The organism is Streptomyces sp. MS06, from assembly GCF_047200655.1.
Classification (GTDB): domain Bacteria; phylum Actinomycetota; class Actinomycetes; order Streptomycetales; family Streptomycetaceae; genus Streptomyces.
Genome location: NZ_JBJZOJ010000011.1, coordinates 92,463 through 111,977, shown reverse-complemented (window position 1 = coordinate 111,977; position 19,515 = coordinate 92,463). Strand labels below are relative to the sequence as shown.

General features: G+C 72.9%; 19 protein-coding genes and 1 riboswitch. Of the genes, 10 read left to right on the top strand and 9 right to left on the bottom strand.

Annotated features, from left to right (window positions below; translation table 11 throughout):
• Positions 1-245: 245 nt before the first annotated feature.
• A complete protein-coding gene (locus tag ACL02U_RS08145; protein WP_412789985.1) occupies positions 246-830 on the bottom strand; it encodes a DUF4190 domain-containing protein in 585 nt (194 codons plus the stop codon).
• On the opposite strand from ACL02U_RS08145, the gene ACL02U_RS08140 reads away from it, so the two are divergent.
• On the top strand, positions 816-938 hold the full coding sequence (locus ACL02U_RS08140; protein ID WP_412790012.1) for a hypothetical protein: 123 nt from the start codon (positions 816-818) through the stop codon (positions 936-938). The two genes, ACL02U_RS08145 and ACL02U_RS08140, sit on opposite strands and share 15 nt — an antisense overlap.
• Before the next feature lie 58 nt (positions 939-996).
• Here ACL02U_RS08140 and ACL02U_RS08135 read toward each other — a convergent pair whose 3' ends face one another.
• Positions 997-1,833, bottom strand: a complete 837-nt coding sequence (locus ACL02U_RS08135; RefSeq protein ID WP_412789984.1) for a DUF4190 domain-containing protein — start codon at positions 1,831-1,833, stop codon at positions 997-999.
• 279 nt (positions 1,834-2,112) lie between these two features.
• Between ACL02U_RS08135 and ACL02U_RS08130 the strand changes: the two genes are divergently transcribed.
• Together ACL02U_RS08130 and ACL02U_RS08125 are read left to right on the top strand one after the other, a co-directional pair.
• The gene (locus ACL02U_RS08130) at positions 2,113-3,186 is read left to right on the top strand and encodes an adenosine deaminase (RefSeq protein ID WP_412789983.1); all 1,074 of its coding nucleotides are present in this window, start codon (positions 2,113-2,115) and stop codon (positions 3,184-3,186) included.
• 34 nt (positions 3,187-3,220) lie between these two features.
• Complete coding sequence (locus ACL02U_RS08125; protein WP_412789982.1) at positions 3,221-3,904, top strand: glycerophosphodiester phosphodiesterase; 684 nt, start codon at positions 3,221-3,223, stop codon at positions 3,902-3,904.
• Between the two features lie 46 nt (positions 3,905-3,950).
• Here the strand turns inward: ACL02U_RS08125 and ACL02U_RS08120 are convergent, their stop codons facing one another.
• Together ACL02U_RS08120 and ACL02U_RS08115 are read right to left on the bottom strand one after the other, a co-directional pair.
• Positions 3,951-4,481: a hypothetical protein gene (locus ACL02U_RS08120; protein ID WP_412789981.1), complete on the bottom strand. Its 531-nt coding sequence runs from the start codon at positions 4,479-4,481 to the stop codon at positions 3,951-3,953.
• A gap of 170 nt (positions 4,482-4,651) precedes the next feature.
• Complete coding sequence (locus ACL02U_RS08115; protein WP_412789980.1) at positions 4,652-6,091, bottom strand: gamma-aminobutyraldehyde dehydrogenase; 1,440 nt, start codon at positions 6,089-6,091, stop codon at positions 4,652-4,654.
• Positions 6,092-6,279: 188 nt separating this feature from the next.
• On the opposite strand from ACL02U_RS08115, the gene ACL02U_RS08110 reads away from it, so the two are divergent.
• The 7 genes from ACL02U_RS08110 (at position 6,280) to ACL02U_RS08080 (ending at position 13,146) form a co-directional block, all read left to right on the top strand.
• The gene (locus ACL02U_RS08110) at positions 6,280-6,819 is read left to right on the top strand and encodes an Lrp/AsnC family transcriptional regulator (protein WP_412789979.1); all 540 of its coding nucleotides are present in this window, start codon (positions 6,280-6,282) and stop codon (positions 6,817-6,819) included.
• A 19-nt stretch (positions 6,820-6,838) separates the two neighbouring features.
• The gene (locus ACL02U_RS08105; RefSeq protein WP_412789978.1) at positions 6,839-8,206 is read left to right on the top strand and encodes an aspartate aminotransferase family protein; all 1,368 of its coding nucleotides are present in this window, start codon (positions 6,839-6,841) and stop codon (positions 8,204-8,206) included.
• 257 nt (positions 8,207-8,463) lie between these two features.
• Positions 8,464-9,204, top strand: coding sequence for an ABC transporter ATP-binding protein (locus ACL02U_RS08100; protein WP_412789977.1), 741 nt, complete (start codon positions 8,464-8,466; stop codon positions 9,202-9,204).
• Entirely contained in the window at positions 9,186-10,583 is a 1,398-nt protein-coding gene (locus ACL02U_RS08095) for a hypothetical protein (protein WP_412789976.1), read from the top strand. The genes ACL02U_RS08100 and ACL02U_RS08095 overlap by 19 nt, the downstream gene beginning before the upstream one ends.
• Before the next feature lie 125 nt (positions 10,584-10,708).
• Positions 10,709-11,116 carry a VOC family protein gene (locus ACL02U_RS08090; RefSeq protein WP_412789975.1) on the top strand — a complete coding sequence of 136 codons (408 nt, stop codon included), beginning with the start codon at positions 10,709-10,711 and terminating at the stop codon, positions 11,114-11,116.
• Between the two features lie 65 nt (positions 11,117-11,181).
• Complete coding sequence (locus ACL02U_RS08085) at positions 11,182-12,306, top strand: LOG family protein (protein ID WP_412789974.1); 1,125 nt, start codon at positions 11,182-11,184, stop codon at positions 12,304-12,306.
• Between the two features lie 165 nt (positions 12,307-12,471).
• On the top strand, positions 12,472-13,146 hold the full coding sequence (locus tag ACL02U_RS08080; RefSeq protein WP_412789973.1) for an LAETG motif-containing sortase-dependent surface protein: 675 nt from the start codon (positions 12,472-12,474) through the stop codon (positions 13,144-13,146).
• 99 nt (positions 13,147-13,245) lie between these two features.
• On the opposite strand, the gene ACL02U_RS08075 is transcribed toward ACL02U_RS08080, so the two are convergent.
• From ACL02U_RS08075 to rlmN, 5 genes are all read right to left on the bottom strand, one after another.
• Entirely contained in the window at positions 13,246-14,043 is a 798-nt protein-coding gene (locus ACL02U_RS08075) for a maleylpyruvate isomerase family mycothiol-dependent enzyme (RefSeq protein ID WP_412789972.1), read from the bottom strand.
• A gap of 117 nt (positions 14,044-14,160) precedes the next feature.
• Positions 14,161-15,180 carry an ABC transporter ATP-binding protein gene (locus ACL02U_RS08070; protein WP_412789971.1) on the bottom strand — a complete coding sequence of 340 codons (1,020 nt, stop codon included), beginning with the start codon at positions 15,178-15,180 and terminating at the stop codon, positions 14,161-14,163.
• On the bottom strand, positions 15,181-16,866 hold the full coding sequence (locus ACL02U_RS08065) for an ABC transporter permease (RefSeq protein ID WP_412789970.1): 1,686 nt from the start codon (positions 16,864-16,866) through the stop codon (positions 15,181-15,183). It abuts the gene before it with no gap.
• Positions 16,842-17,933 carry a thiamine ABC transporter substrate binding subunit gene (locus ACL02U_RS08060; RefSeq protein ID WP_412789969.1) on the bottom strand — a complete coding sequence of 364 codons (1,092 nt, stop codon included), beginning with the start codon at positions 17,931-17,933 and terminating at the stop codon, positions 16,842-16,844. Before ACL02U_RS08060 ends, ACL02U_RS08065 begins: the two co-directional genes overlap by 25 nt.
• Positions 17,934-18,022: 89 nt before the next feature.
• Positions 18,023-18,128, bottom strand: a riboswitch (TPP riboswitch).
• A gap of 90 nt (positions 18,129-18,218) precedes the next feature.
• Positions 18,219-19,325: a 23S rRNA (adenine(2503)-C(2))-methyltransferase RlmN gene (gene rlmN / locus ACL02U_RS08055; protein ID WP_412789968.1), complete on the bottom strand. Its 1,107-nt coding sequence runs from the start codon at positions 19,323-19,325 to the stop codon at positions 18,219-18,221.
• Between the last annotated feature and the right edge of the window lie 190 nt (positions 19,326-19,515).

Sequence of the window (19,515 nt, the reverse complement as noted above, 5' to 3'; positions counted from 1 at the left end):
GGCGGAATGGCTTCCCGGTAGCGGGCGCGGAGAGGTGAAGCCCGGGTGCCGGGCGGGAGCGCGGGTGGTCGAGGACCGGCGGTCGGGCGCGGTGTCCGCGGACGGCGGGGGCCGCCGGGTCCGGAGGCCGCCGGGTCCGGGGGGGCCGCCGGGTCCGGGGGGCCGCCGGGGAGCCCGCACGGGCGGGGACTGCCGGAGCGGCGACCGGGGCGGGACGGCGGGTCCGCCGTCCCGGCCTCAGCGCGTCAGGCCGATCCCATCACGCTCGCGAAGAGCAGCAGGCCCAGCAGCGGAAGGATCACGGTGGCGATGATTCCGCAGACCAGCCCGGCGGTCGCCGCGCCCTTGTTGGTGGCCTCGCCGCGGTTTGCCTTGCCCCGGCCGATGGCGCCGAAGATGATCCCGAGGATGCCCAGGACGACCCCGAAGAACCAGAAGATCAGGGTCAGACTGCACACCACGCCGATGATGCCCAGGACCAGTCCCGTGGTGCCGAGGCCGTTGCTCGGCTGCACCGGTACCCCGTAGCCGGGCGCCTGCGGGTAGCCCGCGGGACCTACCGGGTAGCCCGCGGGACCTGCCGGATGCCCCGGGTGCCCTGCCGGGTATCCGGCGGGTGCCACCGGGTGTCCCGCGGACGCGGCCGGGTATCCCGCGGGTGCCGCCGGCTGGGCGGGCCCGGGGCCGGGTGATGCGGCGGGGTATCCGTAGCCGGGCCCGGGCTGGGTGCCGGCCTGCGGGTACCCGTGTCCGGGAACGCCCTCCTGAGGCCGGGGCGGCGGCTGGGTGGGCGGTCCGAAACCGCCGGATCCGGGATGGAAGTCGGACATGGACTGGGTCTCCCCTCGTTGACGGTGGGCATCGTGATCGCCCTGCTCACCGGGGTGGAGGCGTGGTGGACCGGCAGTGCAAGGGTGCGTGGCGACCCCGGCGGGTGAGCCCGGGTTGCCCCGATGGACGGGCGCGGACTGCTCGTCGGCAGGCCGCGCGGGCGGTTCAGCGGAAGGCCGGTGCGGACACCGGGGCCGCGGCGCCGTCGTGGTAGTCGTCGCCCTCGTTCGCGGCCAGGGAGATGCCGATGATCAGCAGAACGACCACGGCGACGCCGAGGACGATGCCGATCGCGCCCGTGATCAGCCCGGCCAGCGCCTGACCGTGGTTGGTGGCCTCGCCGCGGGCCGCCCGGCGCCGCCCCTGGACACCGAAGATCACCGCCAGTACGCCCAGGATCAGTGACACCACGCCGTACAGGCAGAACAGGCAGCAGGACAGGATGCCCAGCACCATGGCGGCGGTGCCCATGCCGTTCTGCGGCGCCATCGGCACGGCCGGCCAGCCGTAGCCGGGCGAGGCGGGGTAGGCCGTCGGGCCGGGATAGCCCGGGTATTCGGGAGCGCCGGGGTATGCGGGGACACCCGGGTACTCGGCGGCGGGGCCTTCGGGGTAGCCGTAGCCGGCCGGGTTCTCGGGGGCGCCGTAGCCGGTGGCGCCGTAGCCCGCGGGGCCGTGCGGGGCGACCGGTGGAGGCGGGACCGGGAACTCCCCGGGTGCGGGGGCACCGCCGGGCGGCGCGCCGTGGGGCGGCGCGGGGTAGGCGGGCGGGGCGAAACCCTCGGGCGGCGGGGCGGCCATGGTGGGCTGGTCGTGCACGGGTGCCGGTTGCGGACCGGGCTGCGGCTCCTGCACGGGACGGCTGCCGGGTGCCTCGGCACCGGCCGGCGGCCGCGCCGCGTCCGGTGCCGGCTTCTTCTCCAGCGACGGCCTGCTGTCGGGCGCCGCCCAGGGGTCGTAACCGCCTGCGCTGTCCTCGCCCGGCTGCGTGGCGTCGGTCATGAGCTGTCCCCCCGGTGTCGACCTTCGCCGCCATGCTACGTCCTTGCTCGCGGGGCGATCCGGCCACCCCGCACCCCGCCCCACCACGGCGCCCCGCCACGGCGCCCCGCCACGGCGCCCCGCCGCAGCGGACACCCCGCTCCACCGGTTCCGCGCACCCGCCGGGGGCACGGGGCGCGCGGGGCGCGCGGCCTACGATGGCCCTGCCACACGATCAGCCGATCACCGGCGCCGCACCGGACCACCGGACGCCCGGCGCCCCTGCCCGGGGAGGCCCCCTTGACCGACCACCTCGACCACGCGCCCGCCGCCGCGCCGGTCCGGCCCGAACTGGCGGCGTTCATCGCCGGGCTGCCCAAGGCGGAACTGCACGTGCACCACGTCGGGTCCGCCTCCCCGCGCATCGTGTCGGAACTGGCCGCCCGCCATCCCGACTCCAGGGTCCCCACCGACCCCGAGGCGCTGGCCGACTACTTCACCTTCACGGACTTCGCCCACTTCATCGAGGTGTACCTGTCCGTCGTCGACCTGGTCCGCACACCCGAGGACGTGCGGCTGCTGACCTACGAGGTGGGCCGCGAACTGGCGCGGCAGCAGGTGCGTTACGCGGAGCTGACCATCACGCCGTTCTCCTCCACCCGGCGCGGGATCGACGAGCGGGCCTTCATGGACGCGATCGAGGACGCCCGCAAGGCGGCCGAGGCCGAGTTCGGCACCGTGCTGCGCTGGTGCTTCGACATCCCCGGTGAGGCCGGGTTGGAGGCCGCCGAGGAGACGGCCCGGCTCGCCACCGACGACCGGCTGCGCCCCGAGGGACTGGTCTCCTTCGGGCTCGGCGGCCCCGAGGTCGGCGTACCGCGGCCGCAGTTCAAGCCGTACTTCGACCGGGCGATAGCGGCCGGGCTGCGGTCGGTGCCGCACGCCGGCGAGACGACCGGGCCGGAGACGGTGTGGGACGCGCTGACCCACCTGGGGGCCGAGCGGATCGGGCACGGCACCAGTTCCGTCCTGGACCCGCGGCTGCTGGCGCACCTCGCCGAGCGGCGCATCCCGCTGGAGGTGTGCCCCACCTCCAACATCGCCACCCGAGCGGTCCGCAGCCTGGACGAGCATCCGCTCGCGGAGTTCGTACGGGCCGGGGTCCACGTCACCGTCAACTCCGACGACCCGCCGATGTTCGGCACCGACCTGAACACCGAGTACGCGGTGGCCGCCCGGCTGCTCGACCTCGACGAGCGGGGCCTGGCGGAGCTGGCGAAGAACGCGGTCGAGGCGTCCTTCCTGGACGAGGCCGGCAGGAGCCGCCTGACCGCCGAGATCGACGACTTCACCGACCGGTGGCCGACGCGCTGAGGTCGGGCCCGCGCCTCTCCCCCACAATGGCCCCATGCGCACCGTGACTGCCGTGGCCCACCGCGGGGACCCCTACCGCGTCCGCGAGAACACCGTCGACTCGCTGCGTTCCGCGCTCCGTTGGGGTGCGGACGCGGTGGAGGTCGACGTACGCCCGACCCGGGACGGCGTGCCCGTACTGCTGCACGACGAGACGCTGAAGCGGCTGTGGCAGCAGGACCGACCGCTGGCCTCGCTGTCGCTGGCCGAGGTGCGGGAGCTGACGCGGGGCGGGGTCCCGACGCTCGCGGAGGCGCTCGCCGCGACCGGCGGCGGCCGGGTGATGCTGGACCTGCCCGGCACCCCCGACGTGCGGGCGGCCCGGCGGGTGGTGGACGCCGTACGGGAGGCCGGGGCGCAGGAGCGGGTGTACTACTGCGCGGACGCCCGGGCGATGCTCGCCGTACGGGCCGCCGACCCGTCCGCGGAGATCGCCCTGACCTGGACCAGCCTGGCCCCGCCGCGCCCCGCGCTGCTGGACGCGGTGCGGCCGCGCTGGCTCAACTACCGCTTCTCCCTGGTCGACCGGGAGCTGGCCCGGCGCGTCCACCACGACGGCTACCTGCTGTCGGTGTGGACGCCGGACACCCGCCGCGCCCTGCGCCGCCTGCTGGACCTGGGCGTCGACTCGATCACCACGAACCGCGTCGACGTCCTGCTCGCGGTCCGGGGAGACTGACCCGGGGAGCGGCGGCGGACGGCGTCGGAGCGCGGGGCGGCCGTCGTCAGACGGCGGGCGCACCGGTCGGCTGCGGGCCCAGCGCCTCCAGCCGCTTGATCCTGCGGCGGACGGCGTACAGCGGGATCGCCCCGAACACGCCGAACGACATGTCGATCAGCGACCACCACAGGGGGATTCCGCGGATCGGCCCGCAGATCAGGGCGAGTGGGATGATCCCGGCGCAGGCGATCATGCCGAACTCGACGACCCAGACGTTGCGGACGGGGTCGCGGTAGGGGCCCCAGAAGGCGACCGCGATGACGAGGTGGGCGAAGGCGAGCCAGTCGGTGCCGTAGAGGACGAACGGGTAGCGGGCGTCGGTGGCGTCGAGGCCCTGCCGGACGCGAGCGATCCAGTCGGTGAGGCCGGGCAGGTGCGCGGGCACGGACAGGGCCCGCAGCGCCTGCTCGGTCCAGCGCAGTTCGTGGACCAGGGGGAAGGCGGTGGCGCCGCTGAGCACCAGGCAGACGACGAACAGGACCAGCCAGGCGCGGATGCTCCTCAGCAGGGCGGCTCTCTCACTCGCTCGACTCATGGCGGGAGACTACCCCAGGAGTTGAACACGTTCAAAAACCCACCCCCGGGCCACCGCACTCCGGGCGGGACCGGCCCGGCTGCCGGTCCCGGGCCTTCGACCCCCCGGCCCCGGACACACCGCGGCCCCGGACGGTCCGTCCTCCGTCCGGGGCCGCGGGTCCCGCCGACTCAGGCGTCGAGCGAGGTCATGACGTGCTTGATGCGCGTGTAGTCGTCGAAGCCGTACGCCGACAGGTCCTTGCCGTAGCCGGACTTCTTGAAGCCGCCGTGCGGCATCTCGGCGACCAGCGGAATGTGGGTGTTGATCCACACGCAGCCGAAGTCGAGCTTCTTGGACATCCGCATGGCGCGACCGTGGTCCTTGGTCCACACCGAGGAGGCGAGGGCGTACTCGACGCCGTTCGCCCACTCCACGGCCTGGTCCTCGTCCGCGAAGGACTGGACGGTGATCACCGGGCCGAAGACCTCGTTCTGGACGATCTCGTCGTCCTGCCGGAGGCCGGAGACGACGGTCGGGGCGAAGAAGTAGCCCTTCTCGCCGACCCGCTTGCCGCCGGTCTCGACCCGCGCGTGCGCGGGCAGCCGCTCGATGAAGCCCGCGACCTGCTTGAGCTGGTTCGGGTTGTTCAGCGGGCCGTAGAGGACGTCCTCGTCGTCGGGCTGCCCCGTCCTGGTGTCGGCGGCGGCCTTGGCGAGGGCGGCGACGAACTCGTCGTGGATCGACTCGTGGACCAGTACGCGGGTCGCGGCCGTGCAGTCCTGGCCGGCGTTGAAGAAGCCCGCCACCGAGATGTCCTCGACGGCCTTGGCGATGTCGGTGTCCTCGAAGACGACGACCGGGGCCTTGCCGCCGAGCTCCAGGTGGACCCGCTTGACGTCCTTGGAGGCGGACTCGGCGACCTGCATGCCGGCGCGTACCGAGCCGGTGATGGAGGCCATCGCCGGGGTCGGGTGCTCGACCATCATGCGGCCGGTCTCGCGGTCGCCGCAGATGACGTTGAAGACGCCCTTGGGCAGGATCGACCCGAGGATCTCGGCCATCAGGACGGTGGACCCGGGGGTGGTGTCCGAGGGCTTCAGGACGACCGTGTTGCCCGCCGCGATGGCCGGGGCGAACTTCCACACGGCCATCATCATCGGGTAGTTCCACGGCGCGACCTGCGCGCAGACGCCGACCGGCTCGCGGCGGACGAAGGAGCTGAGGCCCTCCATGTACTCGCCGGCCGACTTGCCCTCCAGCATCCGCGCGGCGCCCGCGAAGAAGCGGATCTGGTCGACCATGGGCGGGATCTCCTCGGAGCGGGTCAGCCCGGTGGGCTTGCCCGTGTTCTCCACCTCCGCCGCGATCAGCTCCTCGGCGCGCTCCTCGAACGCGTCCGCGATCTTCAGCAGGGCCTTCTGCCGCTCCGCGGGGGTGGTGTCGCGCCAGGCCGGAAAGGCCGCGGCGGCGGCGGCCATCGCCGCGTCCACGTCCGCCTGACCGGACAGCGGCGCGGTCGCGTAGGCCTCGCCCGTCGCGGGGTTGACCACCTCGGTGGTCCGTCCGTCGGCGGCGTCCCGGAACTCACCGTCGATGTAGTTGCGCAGACGACGCAGCTCGCTGCTCACTGCCGGCCCTCCAAGGTTCTCGGGGTGCGTGTCACCAGTGCTGTTGTCCAGCTACTGAGACACACAGCCTAGCCGCGAACCCGACGTTTTCAACACCCCTGATCACATCACGGCTGCGAAATCCGCAGGTCTCAACCTCGTAAACAACGAATTTCATCGCTCGGCCCTTGCGAAACTGTCGAGACGTCGTGCACAGTGAGGCCGTGGCCAGTCGAAGCGCAGACCAGAGGGACTCCCGCGAGCCCCGCGAGTCAAGGAACGAGTCCAGGAACGGCGGCACGCCGCAGCTGGACGCCGTCTCCCTCGGCATCATCGAACAGCTCCAGGAGGACGGACGACGACCGTACGCCGCCATCGGGAAGGCCGTCGGCCTGTCCGAGGCGGCGGTGCGCCAGCGCGTGCAGAAACTGCTCGACCAGGGCGTGATGCAGATCGTCGCCGTCACCGACCCGCTCACCGTGGGTTTCCGGCGCCAGGCGATGGTCGGCGTCAACGCCGAGGGCGACACCGAGCGGATCGCCGACGCGCTGAGCGCCATGCCGGAGGTCGAGTACGTGGTGATGACCGCGGGCTCCTTCGACGTGCTCGCCGAGATCGTCTGCGAGGACGACGACCACCTGCTGGACGTCATCAACAAACGCATCCGGGCGCTGCCCGGGGTGCGCTCCACCGAGAGCTTCGTCTACCTCAAGCTCAAGAAGCAGACCTACATGTGGGGAACCCGATAACCGTGAGGACCCGATAACCGTGAGCAGCACCAAGGACCTCAGCCGATCCGCGTACGACCACCTGTGGATGCACTTCACCCGCATGTCCTCGTACGAGAACTCCCCCGTCCCGACCATCGTCCGCGGTGAGGGCACCTACATCTACGACGACAAGGGCAAGCGGTACCTCGACGGTCTCGCGGGTCTGTTCGTGGTCCAGGCCGGCCACGGCCGCATGGAACTCGCCGAGACGGCCTACAAGCAGGCCCAGGAACTGGCGTTCTTCCCGGTCTGGTCCTACGCCCACCCCAAGGCGGTGGAGCTGGCGGAGCGCCTCGCCCACCATGCCCCGGGCGACCTGAACAAGGTCTTCTTCACCACCGGCGGCGGTGAGGCGGTGGAGACCGCCTGGAAGCTCGCCAAGCAGTACTTCAAGCTGGTCGGCAAGCCCACCAAGCACAAGGTGATCTCCCGCGCGGTCGCCTACCACGGCACCCCGCAGGGCGCCCTGTCGATCACCGGCCTGCCGGCCCTGAAGGCCCCCTTCGAGCCGCTGGTCCCCGGCGCGCACAAGGTCCCCAACACCAACATCTACCGGGCGCCGATCCACGGCGACGACCCGGAGGCGTTCGGCCGCTGGGCCGCCGACCAGATCGAGCAGCAGATCCTCTTCGAGGGCCCGGACACCGTCGCCGCGGTCTTCCTGGAGCCGGTGCAGAACGCCGGCGGCTGCTTCCCGCCGCCCCCCGGGTACTTCCAGCGGGTGCGCGAGATCTGCGACCGGCACGACGTGCTGCTCGTCTCCGACGAGGTCATCTGCGCCTTCGGGCGGCTGGGCACCATGTTCGCCTGCGACAAGTTCGGCTACGTCCCGGACATGATCACCTGCGCCAAGGGCATGACGTCCGGCTACTCCCCCATCGGCGCCTGCCTCGTCTCCGACCGCCTCGCCGAGCCGTTCTACCGGGGCGAGAACACCTTCCTGCACGGCTACACCTTCGGCGGCCACCCCGTGTCGGCCGCGGTCGGCCTGGCCAACCTGGACCTCTTCGAGCGCGAGGGCATCAACCAGCACGTCCTCGACAACGAGTCCGCCTTCCGGGCCACCCTGGAGAAGCTGCACGACCTGCCGATCGTCGGCGACGTCCGCGGCAACGGCTTCTTCTACGGCATCGAGCTGGTGAAGGACAAGGCCAGCAAGCAGTCCTTCGACGAGGAGGAGACCGAGCGCGTCCTGTACGGCTTCCTCTCCAAGAAGCTGTACGAGAACGGGCTGTACTGCCGCGCCGACGACCGGGGCGACCCGGTCGTCCAGCTCGCCCCGCCGCTGATCTCCAACCAGGAGACCTTCGACGAGATCGAGCAGATCCTGCGCGCGACCCTCACGGAGGCCTGGTCCAGGCTCTGAGTCCCGACCCGGACGGCGGGCTCCGCGCCCGCGGCCTCCCGCGTGCCGGGGCCGTGCCGCCCGTTCGTCGTTCAGGATGATCAACACCGGCTCCGGCGCCGCCCGTTCGAGTGAGAAACGGCGGCCCGGGGCCGCGTGCTGCCCGGCCCGTCCGCCCCTCCTGCCTAGCGTGCCCAGTGACCGATCGGCCCCGCCTTCGTTCCCCCGCTCGGGGGAATGAACACGGGAACTACGGATCTGAACCGAGGTGTACGCCCATGGAGGCCCCGCCGGACAACGACGTGCTCTGGGCACGGTCCCTGCACTTCACGCACCGCGACGGCTCGCCCGCCCTGCAAGGCGTCTCGCTGGGCGTGCGGGAGGGCGAGATCCTCGCCGTGGGCGGCCCGCGCGGCAGCGGCAAGACCACACTGCTGCGCTGCCTGTCGGGCCTGGTCCCCGCGCAGCGGGGCGAGGTCTGGTTCAACAGCGTGCCGGTGCACACCATGGGCCCGATGGCCCGCGAGCGACTGCGCCGCGACCGCTTCGGCTGGATCGACCCGGCACCGCTGCTCGTCCCCGAACTGAACGTCTGGGAGAACGCGGCGCTGCCGCTGATGCTGCGCGGCACGGGCCGGCGACGCGCGAAAGCGGCCGCGCTGGAGTGGCTGGAACGCCTCGACATCGGCGACAAGGCCCGTCGGCGGCCGCACGAGCTGCGGCAGGCCGAGCGGCAGCGCGCCTGCATCGCCCGCGCCCTGGCGCCCGCACCGTCACTGCTCTTCGCCGACGAACCGACCGCACCGCTGCACCGCGCGGACCGGGGGCACGTGCTGCGCACCCTGACCACCGCGGCCCGCAGTCACGGCATCACCGTGGTGCTCGCCACCCACGACGCCGACACCGCCGCCCTGGCCGACCGCACCGTGTCCCTGCTGGACGGCCGCCGCGTGCACACCGTGCACCTGCCGCCGGTCGCCGCGTCGGAAGGCCGGGCCGCGTGCTCGCTCTCCGTCTGACGCGCGGCGCCCGCCCCTCCGTCCAGCTGCGCCGCCTGCTGGTCGCGGCGGCCTCGGCGGGCACCGGCTTCCTGCTGCTGGGTTCCCTCGGCTACGCCCTCGACCATCCGGGCGCCCCGGTCGGCTCCCTGCTGCTGCGCCTGGGCTGGTGCGCGGTGCCGCTGGCCGCAACGGTGTACCTCGCGCTGGCGGTGGCCCGCACCGACCCCGCCACCCGGCCCCGGGCGGGACTGTCCGCGCTCGGGCTGGGCCCGGCGCGCCTGATGGCCGTCTCCGCACTCACCACCGCGCTGTCCACCGCGCTCGGCTCGGCGCTGGCCCTTCTGGTCTTCCTGAACCTGCGCGGCGACCTCACCGGGATGCCGTTCGACGGCGCCGCCGCGGACTTCCTCGCCGCGGACCGGCCGCTGCCGCTGCCGGCCGCCCTCACCCTGCTCGCGGTGCTGCCGGTGACGGCCTCCGCGGCGGTCGCGCTGGCACTGCGCCCGGCCGCGACGCAGCATCCCGGGCGGGTGCACGGCTTCGGCCGGTTCGGCGCGTACGGGCGCCGGTCGCCCCTGGAGACCTTCGGCGCCTACGGGCGCTTCGGTGCGCGGTGGCGCGGTGACGGTGCGGGCGCCGGGAGCGGGCCCGCGCAGGCCCGGCCCGACGACGGCGGGGACGCCGGGGCGGACGCCGCCCCGGCCGACGGCGGCGTCCGGGCCCCGGGCGGGGTGCCCCGCGGCGTCGCCGGAACCGGCGGCGCGGCGCGGCCGCCGGACCACCTCGCGGCGCCCGCGGGGCTGCCCTGGGGCATCGCCGTCCTCGCCGCCGGGCTGACCGTGGAGACGTACGCGACCCGCGGCACCGCGCCGCACACCGCCCTCACCATGCCCGGCGGGCTGGCGGCAGGACCGGCCTCGGTACTGCTGGGCTGGGTCCTGACCGCCGTCGGGCTCGCCCTCGCCGGCCCCGGTCTGACCCACCTGTCCGGCCGGCTGCTGCAGTCCGTCCGCCCCGGTGCGCTGCGGCTGCTGGCGGGGCGGGTCCTGATGGCGGAGGCCACCCGCATCGGCCGCCCGCTCGGCGTGGTCTGCGCGGTGGCGTCCGGCGCGTACGCGATGGCGGCCCTCTACGCCGGAGACGGGCCGTCCGCCGGCCCGCTGACCACGCTCGGCGTGCTGCTGGTGGCGGGCGCGGCGGTGGCGACCCTGCTGACCGCGGCCGTGGAGGCCCGGCAGGCACGCGAGGACAGCACCGCCGCGCTGCTGCGGCTCGGCGCGCCGGCGACGATGCTGCGCAGCGCCGCCGCGCTGCGCGCCGCCGCCCTGCTGGCCCTGTTCGGCCCGCTCACGGTGGTCGTGGCCGAACTGGCGGCGCTGCCGCTCACCGGCGGCTGAGCCGCCGTCGGGGCGAGCCGCCGTCGGGGTCAGCCGCCGTCGGAGTGGATCCTCCGGCCCCGATGACTTCCGGCGCACCGGCCGGTCTACCTCTCGAACACCGAACCTGTGGGGAGAGAGACCGCATGTACCAGCAGATGATCTTCGTGAACCTGCCCGTGAACGACCTCGACGCCTCGAAGAAGTTCTTCACGGACCTGGGCTACACCATCAACCCTCGGTTCAGCGACGAGAACGCGGCCTCCGTGGTGATCAGCGACACCATCGTGGCCATGCTCCTGACCCGGCCGTTCTACGCCACCTTCACCGACAAGGAGATCGCCGACGCCACCAGGACCAGCGAGGTGCTGGTCGCGCTGAGCGCGGAGAGCCGCGATCAGGTCGACGCGCTGGTCGACCGCGCGCTCTCGCTCGGCGGGACCACGAGCGGCCGCACCCAGGATCTCGGCTTCATGTACGGGCGGGCCTTCGACGACCTCGACGGCCACACCTGGGAGGTCGTCTGGATGGATCCGGCCGCCGTGCAGGGCTGACGTCGCGGGGCCGCCCGCTGCCGCGGCAGGGCCGGAGCCCCCTGCCGCGGCACTAGCATGTGCGCGTGCATCCGACTCCCGTACAGCCGTTCGACGGCTCCCGTGGCCGCGAGATAGAGACCCGCGCCGAGTTCGACGAGGTGGTCGCCGCCCGGGGGACACTGGTCCACTACCGCGTCCAGGCGGTGGACCTGACGGACCGTACGGACGTGCTGCTGTCCGTGGACACCGCGGGGGCCGTGTTCCTCGGCTGCCCGATGTCCGAGGCGGCCGCCGCCCGCGTGCGGGCCTCGGGGGCACTCGTCTTCCCGCCCGTACCGGGCCTCCCCTTCGACCCCTACCGCGCCTTCCTGTACTCCCCCGACGAACTGTTCGCCTCGCTCGACGACGGCTACGAGGCGACCCCCGACGCCCGCGCCCACACCTGGTTCCGGCAGAACAGGGCCGACGGGGACGTCTTCTGCTCCATGCTGCGCTCCCTGCACGACGACGCCGTCTCCGACGCCCTCGACGAACTCCTCACCGGAGCCGCGGTCGTCGGGGTGATGGGCGGCCACGCGACGGAGCGCGGGACCGAGGAGTACGCGGGTGCCGCCCGGCTCGGACGCGCCCTGGCCCGGGCCGGGCTCACGGTGGCCACGGGCGGCGGCCCCGGGGCCATGGAGGCGGCCAACCTGGGTGCGTACGCCGCACCGTTCCGCGACGGCATGCTCGACGAGGCGCTGCCGCTGCTCGCCAGGACGCCGGCGTTCGCCCCGTCCGTGACCGAGTGGGCGAAGGCCGCCTTCGAGGTGCGGGCCCGGTGGCCCCGCGGCGGGACCTCGGTCGGCATACCGACCTGGTTCTACGGGCACGAGCCGCCGAACCCCTTCGCCGCGCACATCGCCAAGTACTTCGCCAACCCGTTGCGCGAGGACGGACTGCTGGCCCGCTCCACCGCCGGCGTGGTCTTCCTGCCGGGCGCCGCCGGGACCGTACAGGAGATCTTCGACAACGCAACGCCGAACTACTACGAGTCCCGCGGCGAGCCGACGCCGATGGTGCTGGTGGACCGCGCGCACTGGACCGAGCGGTTCCCGGCGTGGCCGCTGCTGACCGAACTCGCCCGGGGCCGTGCGATGGAGCGGCGGATCGCGCTGGTGGACCGGATCGAGGAGGTCCCGGAGGCGTTGAAACATCTGGGCGGTTAATGAGCGGGCAAAGTGAACGGCGGTGCTCCGCCTACGGATTGACACTGCTTATGAAACGCTTATAGACCAGTGAGTCTGACGGGCCGCCGGTTCACCGCGCGCCGCGGGGGTGCCGCGTCCCGCCCAACCCCCCTCACCTGCATCCCGTAAAGGACAAACGTGTCCATGAACCGCCGTATGACCGTTCGTGCCCTGCGCGCCCTCGGGGTCGCCACCGCCTCGGCGGCACTGGCGCTCAGCGCCGCCGGGCAGGCACTCGCCTGCGACATCTCCGAGTTCTCGGCCGAAGCCAAGTGCGACGGGCCGCACGGCCTCATCACCGTCACGGACAAGGACGCGTCCGGCACCCCGGCCGTGGTGTCGGTGTTCCGCAAGAACGACGGGGTCGAGCAGAAGGTCGGCCAGAAGGAGGTCAAGGGCTCCGGGGAGGGCGTCGTGATCACCTTCGACGAGGACTGGAAGCCGAACGCCGAGTACCGCGTGCACGTCATGGCCGGGAACATCGTCGACGAGGACATCAAACCCGACCTGACGGCCCCGTCGACCGCCTGCCAGACCGAGACCCCGAGCACCCCCGCCACGCCGAGCACTCCGGCCTCGACACCGCCGGCCGGCACCGGGACGCCCTCCGCCACGACGTCGGCGAGCCCGACCACGCCCGCACCCGCCGCGCCCTCGGACAACGCCCCGTCACCGGCGGTCGGCGAGTCCCACCTGGCCGAGACCGGCGCGAGCTCCAACACCGGGCTGATCGCCGGCATCGCTATCGCGCTGGTCGCCGTCGGCGGCGGCGCGGTCTTCCTGGGCCTGCGCCGCCGCGGGGCGAGCAGCGAACGCTGACGTCCCGCAGCGCACCGCCGCGGCCCCCTCCGGGAGGCGGGCCGCGGCGGTGCCGGTGTTCAGCCGAAGGTGCCGGTGTTCAGCCGAAGGTGCCGGTGTTCAGCCGAAGGTCGACCGCTCGAGCCAGAACTCCAGCAACTCCCGCTCTCCCAGGACCTCAAGCCCGGGGGTGTCCAGCGGCAGCCGCCGGTAGAAGGCGAGCAGCACCTCGGTGAGCGGCCCGCGCAGGGCCACGGCCGCCTTCTCGTGCCCGCGCCGCCACCGCACTCCATCCTCCGCGAGCTCGACCAGCCATTCGGCGTCCAGCTCCGGGGGCGCATCGGTGGCGTGCAGGTGGATGCCGCGCCCGTCGCCGCGCAGTTCGCGCGCCTTCTCGCTGGCCCCGACCCGCTGCACGAACCGGACGATGTCCAGCCACTCGTCGATCGCGTCGGCGGCCACCTCGGGTGCGACCTCGTAGGGCAGCCCGGCGGCGAGCGTCGCGTCGGCGCGGTGCACGGTGATCTCGTGAGTCATCCGGCGGGCCCAGAAACCGGCGGTGGCGTCCCCGGTCCAGGACCACACGGCGGCGTCCGGACCGGCCTCCCGCAGCGCGGAGACCACCGCCTCACCGGCACCGGCGAGCCAGGCGTCCAGCGCGGGGGCGTCACCCGTGGCGTCCGGGCCGGCGGATCCCGTCACGTCCTCGTCGCGGACGTTCTCCCGGGACCGGGTGCGCACCAGCAGCTCCACCCAGCGCAGGGCACCGCCGACATGGCGCACCAGCTGCTCCAACGACCAGTCCGGGCAGGTCGGCACCGTGGCGGCCAGATCAGCACCGGAGGTCACCACTTTCCTCAACTGGTCCGTCTGACGGGCGATTTCGTCGCAGTAGCGGTCATGACTGAGAAGGGTCATGCCGCTCAGCCTAGAAGGCTCGTGAAGCACCCGCGAACGGCGATCCGGCCAAGAGGCGTACCGCGCAGCAGACCGAGACGGAGCGCGGCGGGACAGCAAGGGCCGCGAGGGCGACGGTCAGCCGAGTACCACGACGTCTGCGACGTCGAAGTCCACACCCACCACGTCCCCGACCTCCGGCGCATCCCGCAGCGCGCAGGCCGCCTCCAGCGGCGGCGCGTCCTCGGGCTGGAGCCGCACGGTCACATGGGTTCCCTTGAAGGTCCGGGCCGTGACCGTGCAGGGCAGCCCACCGGGCGCCGGGACCAACCGCACCCCGGCCGGCCGCACCAGCAGACCGCGCCGCCCCTGCGGCGCACCCTCGGGGACCGGGAGCTTGCCCCACGGAGTGACCGCGGCCAGGCCGACGACCGTGGCCGTCACCACGTTGTCGAAACCGAGGAAGCGGGCCACGAACGGGTCCGCCGGCCGCTGCCACACCTCCAGCGGCGAACCCGACTGCGCGATCCGCCCGTCCCTCATCACCACGACCCGGTCCGCGAGCGCGAACGCCTCACCCTGGTCGTGGGTGACGGCGAGCACCGTGGTCCCCAACCGGTGGAAGAGCTCCCGCAGTTCCACCACCAGACGCTCCCTCAGCGACCGGTCGAGCTGCCCCAGCGGCTCGTCCAGCATCAGCAGCCGGGGCCGCGGGGCGAGCGCACGGGCCAGCGCCACCCGCTGCTGCTCCCCACCCGACAGCGCCGCCACCGGCCGGGAACCGGCGTCCGGCAGGCCCACCAGGTCCAGCAGCTCGCTCACCTGGGCGAACTGCTCCGCCTTCGACGCCCCGCGCATCCGCAGCCCGAACGCCACGTTCCCGGCCACGTCCCGCTGCGGGAAGAGCTGGTGGTCCTGGAACATCAACCCGACGCCACGCCGGTGCGCGGGCACCGCCGCCTGGTCCCGCCCGTCCAGCAGCACCCGACCGGAGTGCAGCGGCTGGAGCCCGGCCACCGAGCGAAGCAGCGTCGACTTGCCGCTGCCGCTCGGCCCGAGCACGCACACCACCTCGTGCTCGGCGACGTCCAGGTCGACGGCGTCGAGCACGTCCCGCTCGCCGAAGCGCACGGTCGCGGCCCGCAGGCTCAGCAGCATCTAGAACTCCCCCGTCCCTTCCCCGCCGCGCAGCCGCTCCAGCACCAGCAGGGCCGCCGCGCACACCAGCATCAGAATCGTCGACAGGGCCATCGCCTGACCGTAGTTGACGGCACCGGGCCGTCCCAGCAACCGGGCGACCGCCACCGGCAGCGTCGGATTGTCCGGCCGTGCCAGGAACACGGTCGCCCCGAACTCGCCCAGCGACACCGCGAAGGCGAACCCGGCCGCGATCAGCAGCGCCCGCCGCACCAGCGGCAGATCCACCTCACGCCACACCCGCCACGGCGACGCCCCCAGCACCGCCGCCGCCTCCCGCAGCCGTACGTCCACCGCCCGCAGCACCGGCAGCATGATCCGCACCACGAACGGCACCCCCACCAGCGCCTGCGCGAGCGGCACCAGGATCCAGGAGGTGCGCAGGTCCAGCGGCGGCTCGTCCAGGGCGATCAGGAATCCGAAGCCGACGGTCACCGCGGACACCCCGAGCGGCAGCATCAGCAGCGCGTCGAAGGTGCGCAGCAGCCGTCCGGCGTCCCTGCGGGTCAGCGCCGTGGCGGCCAGACCTCCGACCAGCACCGCGATGGCCGTCGCGGCCGCCGCGTACTCCAGCGAGTTGCCGATCGCGTCGATCGGCGGCACCAGGAACACCCCGCCGGCGTCCGAGCCGAGCGCCCGGTAGGAACCCAGGCCGGGCACCGCCAGCGACCTCTGCACCAGCACGGCCAGCGGCAGCACCAGCAACACCCCCACGGTGGCCAGCACACCGCCCAGCAGCGCCCACTGCCCGGCCCCGCGCGGGCGGCGGGCCGTGCCCGCGGCGTCGACCAGGCGCAGCGCGCCCTCGCGCCGCCGGACGGTCCTGGCGTGCACGGCGAGTATCGCGCCGACGGCGGCGAACTGCAGGAGGGTGAGCACGGCGGCCGCGGACAGGTCGAAGAGCTGGGAGGTCTGCCGGTAGATCTCCACCTCCAGCGTGGAGAAGGTCGGGCCGCCCAGGATCTGCACGACCCCGAACGAGGTGAAGGTGAACAGGAAGACCATCAGGGCGGCGGCGGCCACGGCGGGCGCCAGCGCCGGAAGGGTGACCGTCCGCCAGGCCGCGAACCGCGAGGCGCCGAGCATCCGCGCCGCCTCCTCCTGCCCCGGGTCCAACTGCGCCCACAGCCCTCCGACGGTGCGCACGACCACGGCGTAGTTGAAGAAGACGTGCGCCAGCAGGATCGCCCACACCGTCGTGTCCAGGCGGACGCCCCAGAGGTCGTCGAGGAGCCCGCCGCGACCGACCAGGGCCAGGAACGCCGAACCGACGACGACGGTCGGCAGCACGAACGGCACCGTCACGACGGCCCGCAGCACCTGCTTGCCCGGGAAGGCGAAGCGGGCGAAGACGTAGGCCCCGGGCAGCGCCACCAGCAGGGTGAGCGCGGTGGAGGCGGCCGCCTGCCAGGTGGTGAACCACAGCACGTGCCGCACGTCGGACCCGGCCGCGACCTGCCACAGCCGCTCGATCCGCCAGGCCCCGTCGACCCGCAGGCCGCGCACGACGATCGCGGTGACGGGGTAGGCGAAGAACACCGCGAAGAACGCGACGGGCACGACCGTCAGGCCGAGCCGCACCGCGCTCCCGCGGCGCGGTGCGGCGCCCGCGGCCGCTTGCCTCACTTCAGTACGAGAGACGTCCACGACTTGACCCACGCGTCACGGTGGTCGGCGATCCTGGCCGGCGTCATCGTCTCCGGGTCCTCGGCCGGGGGCCCGTACTTCGTGAACTCGGCCGGGACCTGCACACCGTCCACCACCGGGTAGACGAACATGTTCAGCGGCATGTCCTGCTGGAACCGCTTGGTGAGCAGGAAGTCGATGAACGCCTTGCCGCCCTCGGGATTCCCGGCATTGCTCAGCAGGCCGGCGAACTCGATCTGGCGGAAGCAGGTGCCCTTCGCCACCCCGGTGGGTGCGGTCGACGGCTTGGGATCGCCGTAGATCACCTCTGCGGGAGGCGAGGACGCGTAGGACACCACGAGCGGCCGGTCGGCCTTCGCCTGCTTGCCGCCGGCCGAGCCGGAGAAGTCCTCGTTGTAGGCCTGCTCCCAGCCGTCGACCACCTGCACTCCGTTGGCCTTCAGCTTCTTCCAGTAGTCCTGCCACCTGCCGTCGCCGTAGCGGGCCGCGGTGCCGAGGAGGAAGCCGAGGCCCGGTGAGGAGGTGGCGGCGTTCTCCGTGACCAGGAGATCCTTGTAGGCCGGCTTGATCAGGTCGTCGAAGGTGGCGGGCGGGGCCAGCTCGTGGTCGGCGAAGTACTTCTTGTCGTAGTTGACGCAGATGTCGCCGTAGTCGACCGGCGTGACCCGGTGCCGGTCGGCGTCCAGCTGGTACTGCGCGCCCACCCGGTCCAGACCCTGGGCGCGGTACGGCTGGAACAGGCCGTTGTCGAGCGCGCGGGACAGCAGGGTGTTGTCGACGCCGAAGAAGACGTCGCCCTGCGGGTGGTCCTTGGTCAGGAGGGCCTTGTTGACGGCCTGCCCGGCGTCCCCGCTCTTGAGGACCTTGACCTGGTAGCCGGACTGCTTCTCGAACGCGGCGATGACGTCCTTCGAGGCCGCCCACGAGTCGTGGCTGACGAGAGTCACGGTGCGGGAGCCGCCGCCCCGGGTGCTCCCCTCGTCGGACGCGCCGCACGCGGTCAGCGCGGGCACGGTGACCAGTCCCAGCCCGAGGGCGAGGGCGGTGGCCTTCTTGGTGATGCTCACTTGATTCCTCCTGGGGTGACCAGGAGAAGACGCGGCCCCGCCCGGAACCGGCGGGCATCCGTCCGCCGGGGCCGGGCAGGGCGCAACAGCTCGAGTGGTGACCGATCTCCCTACCCAGAATGACCTGGGCCAGGTTCGGAGGGTCTGCGGCCGGTGCCGCACTCTCAGCGCTGTGGCGCTCCCCTGTCGGAATATGCAGGTGTGGATGATGCTGATATCGGTGGTGCGGATATCGGTGGTGCTGTGACGTGGTGCTGTGTCGGTGTGAAGTCGTCCGTGCTCAGGCTACCGCTCGGTGGCCGCGAGCTGGCCGCAGGCCCCGTCGATCTCCTGACCCCGGGTGTCCCGGACGGTCACCGGCACCCCGTGCGCGGCGACGGCGTCGACGAACGCCTTCTCGTCCTCCGGTCGGGAAGCGGTCCACTTCGAACCCGGCGTCGGGTTGAGCGGGATGAGGTTGACGTGCACCGGTTTGCCCTTCAGGAGCCGGCCGAGCCGGTCACCGCGCCAGGCCTGGTCGTTGATGTCCCTGATCAGGGCGTACTCGATGGACAGCCGGCGGCCGGACTTCTGGACGTACTCGAATCCGGCGTCCAGCACCTCGCGCACCTTCCACCGCGTGTTCACCGGGACGAGCGTGTCGCGCAGCTCGTCGTCCGGCGCGTGCAGGGAGATGGCGAGCCGGCACTTCAGGCCCTCGTCGGCCAGCCGGTGGACGGCCGGAACGAGTCCGACGGTCGACACGGTGATACCGCGCTGGGACAGCCCGAGGCCGTCGGGCGCCGGGTCGGTGAGCGCCCGCACGGCGCCCACCACCCGCTTGTAGTTGGCCAGCGGCTCGCCCATCCCCATGAAGACGATGTTGGACAGCCGGGCCGGACCTCCGGGCACCTCCCCGTCCCGCAGGGCCCGCATCCCGTCGACGATCTGGTGCACGATCTCGGCGGTGGACAGGTTCCGGTCCAGGCCGGCCTGCCCGGTGGCGCAGAAGGGGCAGTTCATACCGCAGCCGGCCTGGGAACTGATGCACATGGTCACCCGGTCCGGGTACCGCATCAGCACCGACTCCACGAGAGTGCCGTCGAACAGCCGCCACAGCGTCTTGCGGGTCGCGCCCTGGTCGGTGGACAGATGCCGGACCACCGTCATCAGCTCCGGCAGCAGCGCCTCCCGCAGCTTCCCGCGCGCCCCGGCGGGGATGTCGGTCCACTGCTCGGGGTCGTGCGCGTAGCGCGCGAAGTAGTGCTGCGAGAGCTGCTTGGCGCGGAACGGCTTCTCACCGATCGCGGCGACCGCCTCCTTGCGCTCGGCGGGCGTGAGGTCGGCGAGATGCCGCGGCGGCTTCTTGGCTCCGCGGGGGGCGACGAAAGTGAGTTCTCCGGGCTTCGGCATAACCCTCCTAGTGTCGCAGATCAACTCGGGGAGCCCAGGCCAGAGCGGGGTGGGGGTGGTCACCCGTGGGTGCCGACTGTCAGCCTTGGTCGGCCTCGGACGGCCCAGGGACGGCCCAGCCCTGATCCGAGTGCGCCGTGATCACCGCCACCCCAATCGCTTATGGCATCACCAGCAGCCTTCCGTTCAC

Bases quoted from the DNA above. Each gene is read 5' to 3' on its own strand.
- ACL02U_RS08120 (WP_412789981.1), bottom strand. From the start codon at position 4,481: ATGAGTCGAGCGAGTGAGAGAGCCGCCCTGCTGAGGAGCATCCGCGCC.
- ACL02U_RS08145 (WP_412789985.1), bottom strand. From the start codon at position 830: ATGTCCGACTTCCATCCCGGATCCGGCGGTTTCGGACCGCCCACCCAG.
- ACL02U_RS08075 (WP_412789972.1), bottom strand. From the start codon at position 14,043: ATGACCCTTCTCAGTCATGACCGCTACTGCGACGAAATCGCCCGTCAG.
- ACL02U_RS08140 (WP_412790012.1), top strand. From the start codon at position 816: ATGGAAGTCGGACATGGACTGGGTCTCCCCTCGTTGACGGTGGGCATC.
- ACL02U_RS08135 (WP_412789984.1), bottom strand. From the start codon at position 1,833: ATGACCGACGCCACGCAGCCGGGCGAGGACAGCGCAGGCGGTTACGAC.
- ACL02U_RS08080 (WP_412789973.1), top strand. From the start codon at position 12,472: ATGAACCGCCGTATGACCGTTCGTGCCCTGCGCGCCCTCGGGGTCGCC.
- ACL02U_RS08100 (WP_412789977.1), top strand. From the start codon at position 8,464: ATGGAGGCCCCGCCGGACAACGACGTGCTCTGGGCACGGTCCCTGCAC.
- ACL02U_RS08090 (WP_412789975.1), top strand. From the start codon at position 10,709: ATGTACCAGCAGATGATCTTCGTGAACCTGCCCGTGAACGACCTCGAC.
- ACL02U_RS08125 (WP_412789982.1), top strand. From the start codon at position 3,221: ATGCGCACCGTGACTGCCGTGGCCCACCGCGGGGACCCCTACCGCGTC.
- rlmN (WP_412789968.1), bottom strand. From the start codon at position 19,325: ATGCCGAAGCCCGGAGAACTCACTTTCGTCGCCCCCCGCGGAGCCAAG.
- ACL02U_RS08070 (WP_412789971.1), bottom strand. From the start codon at position 15,180: ATGCTGCTGAGCCTGCGGGCCGCGACCGTGCGCTTCGGCGAGCGGGAC.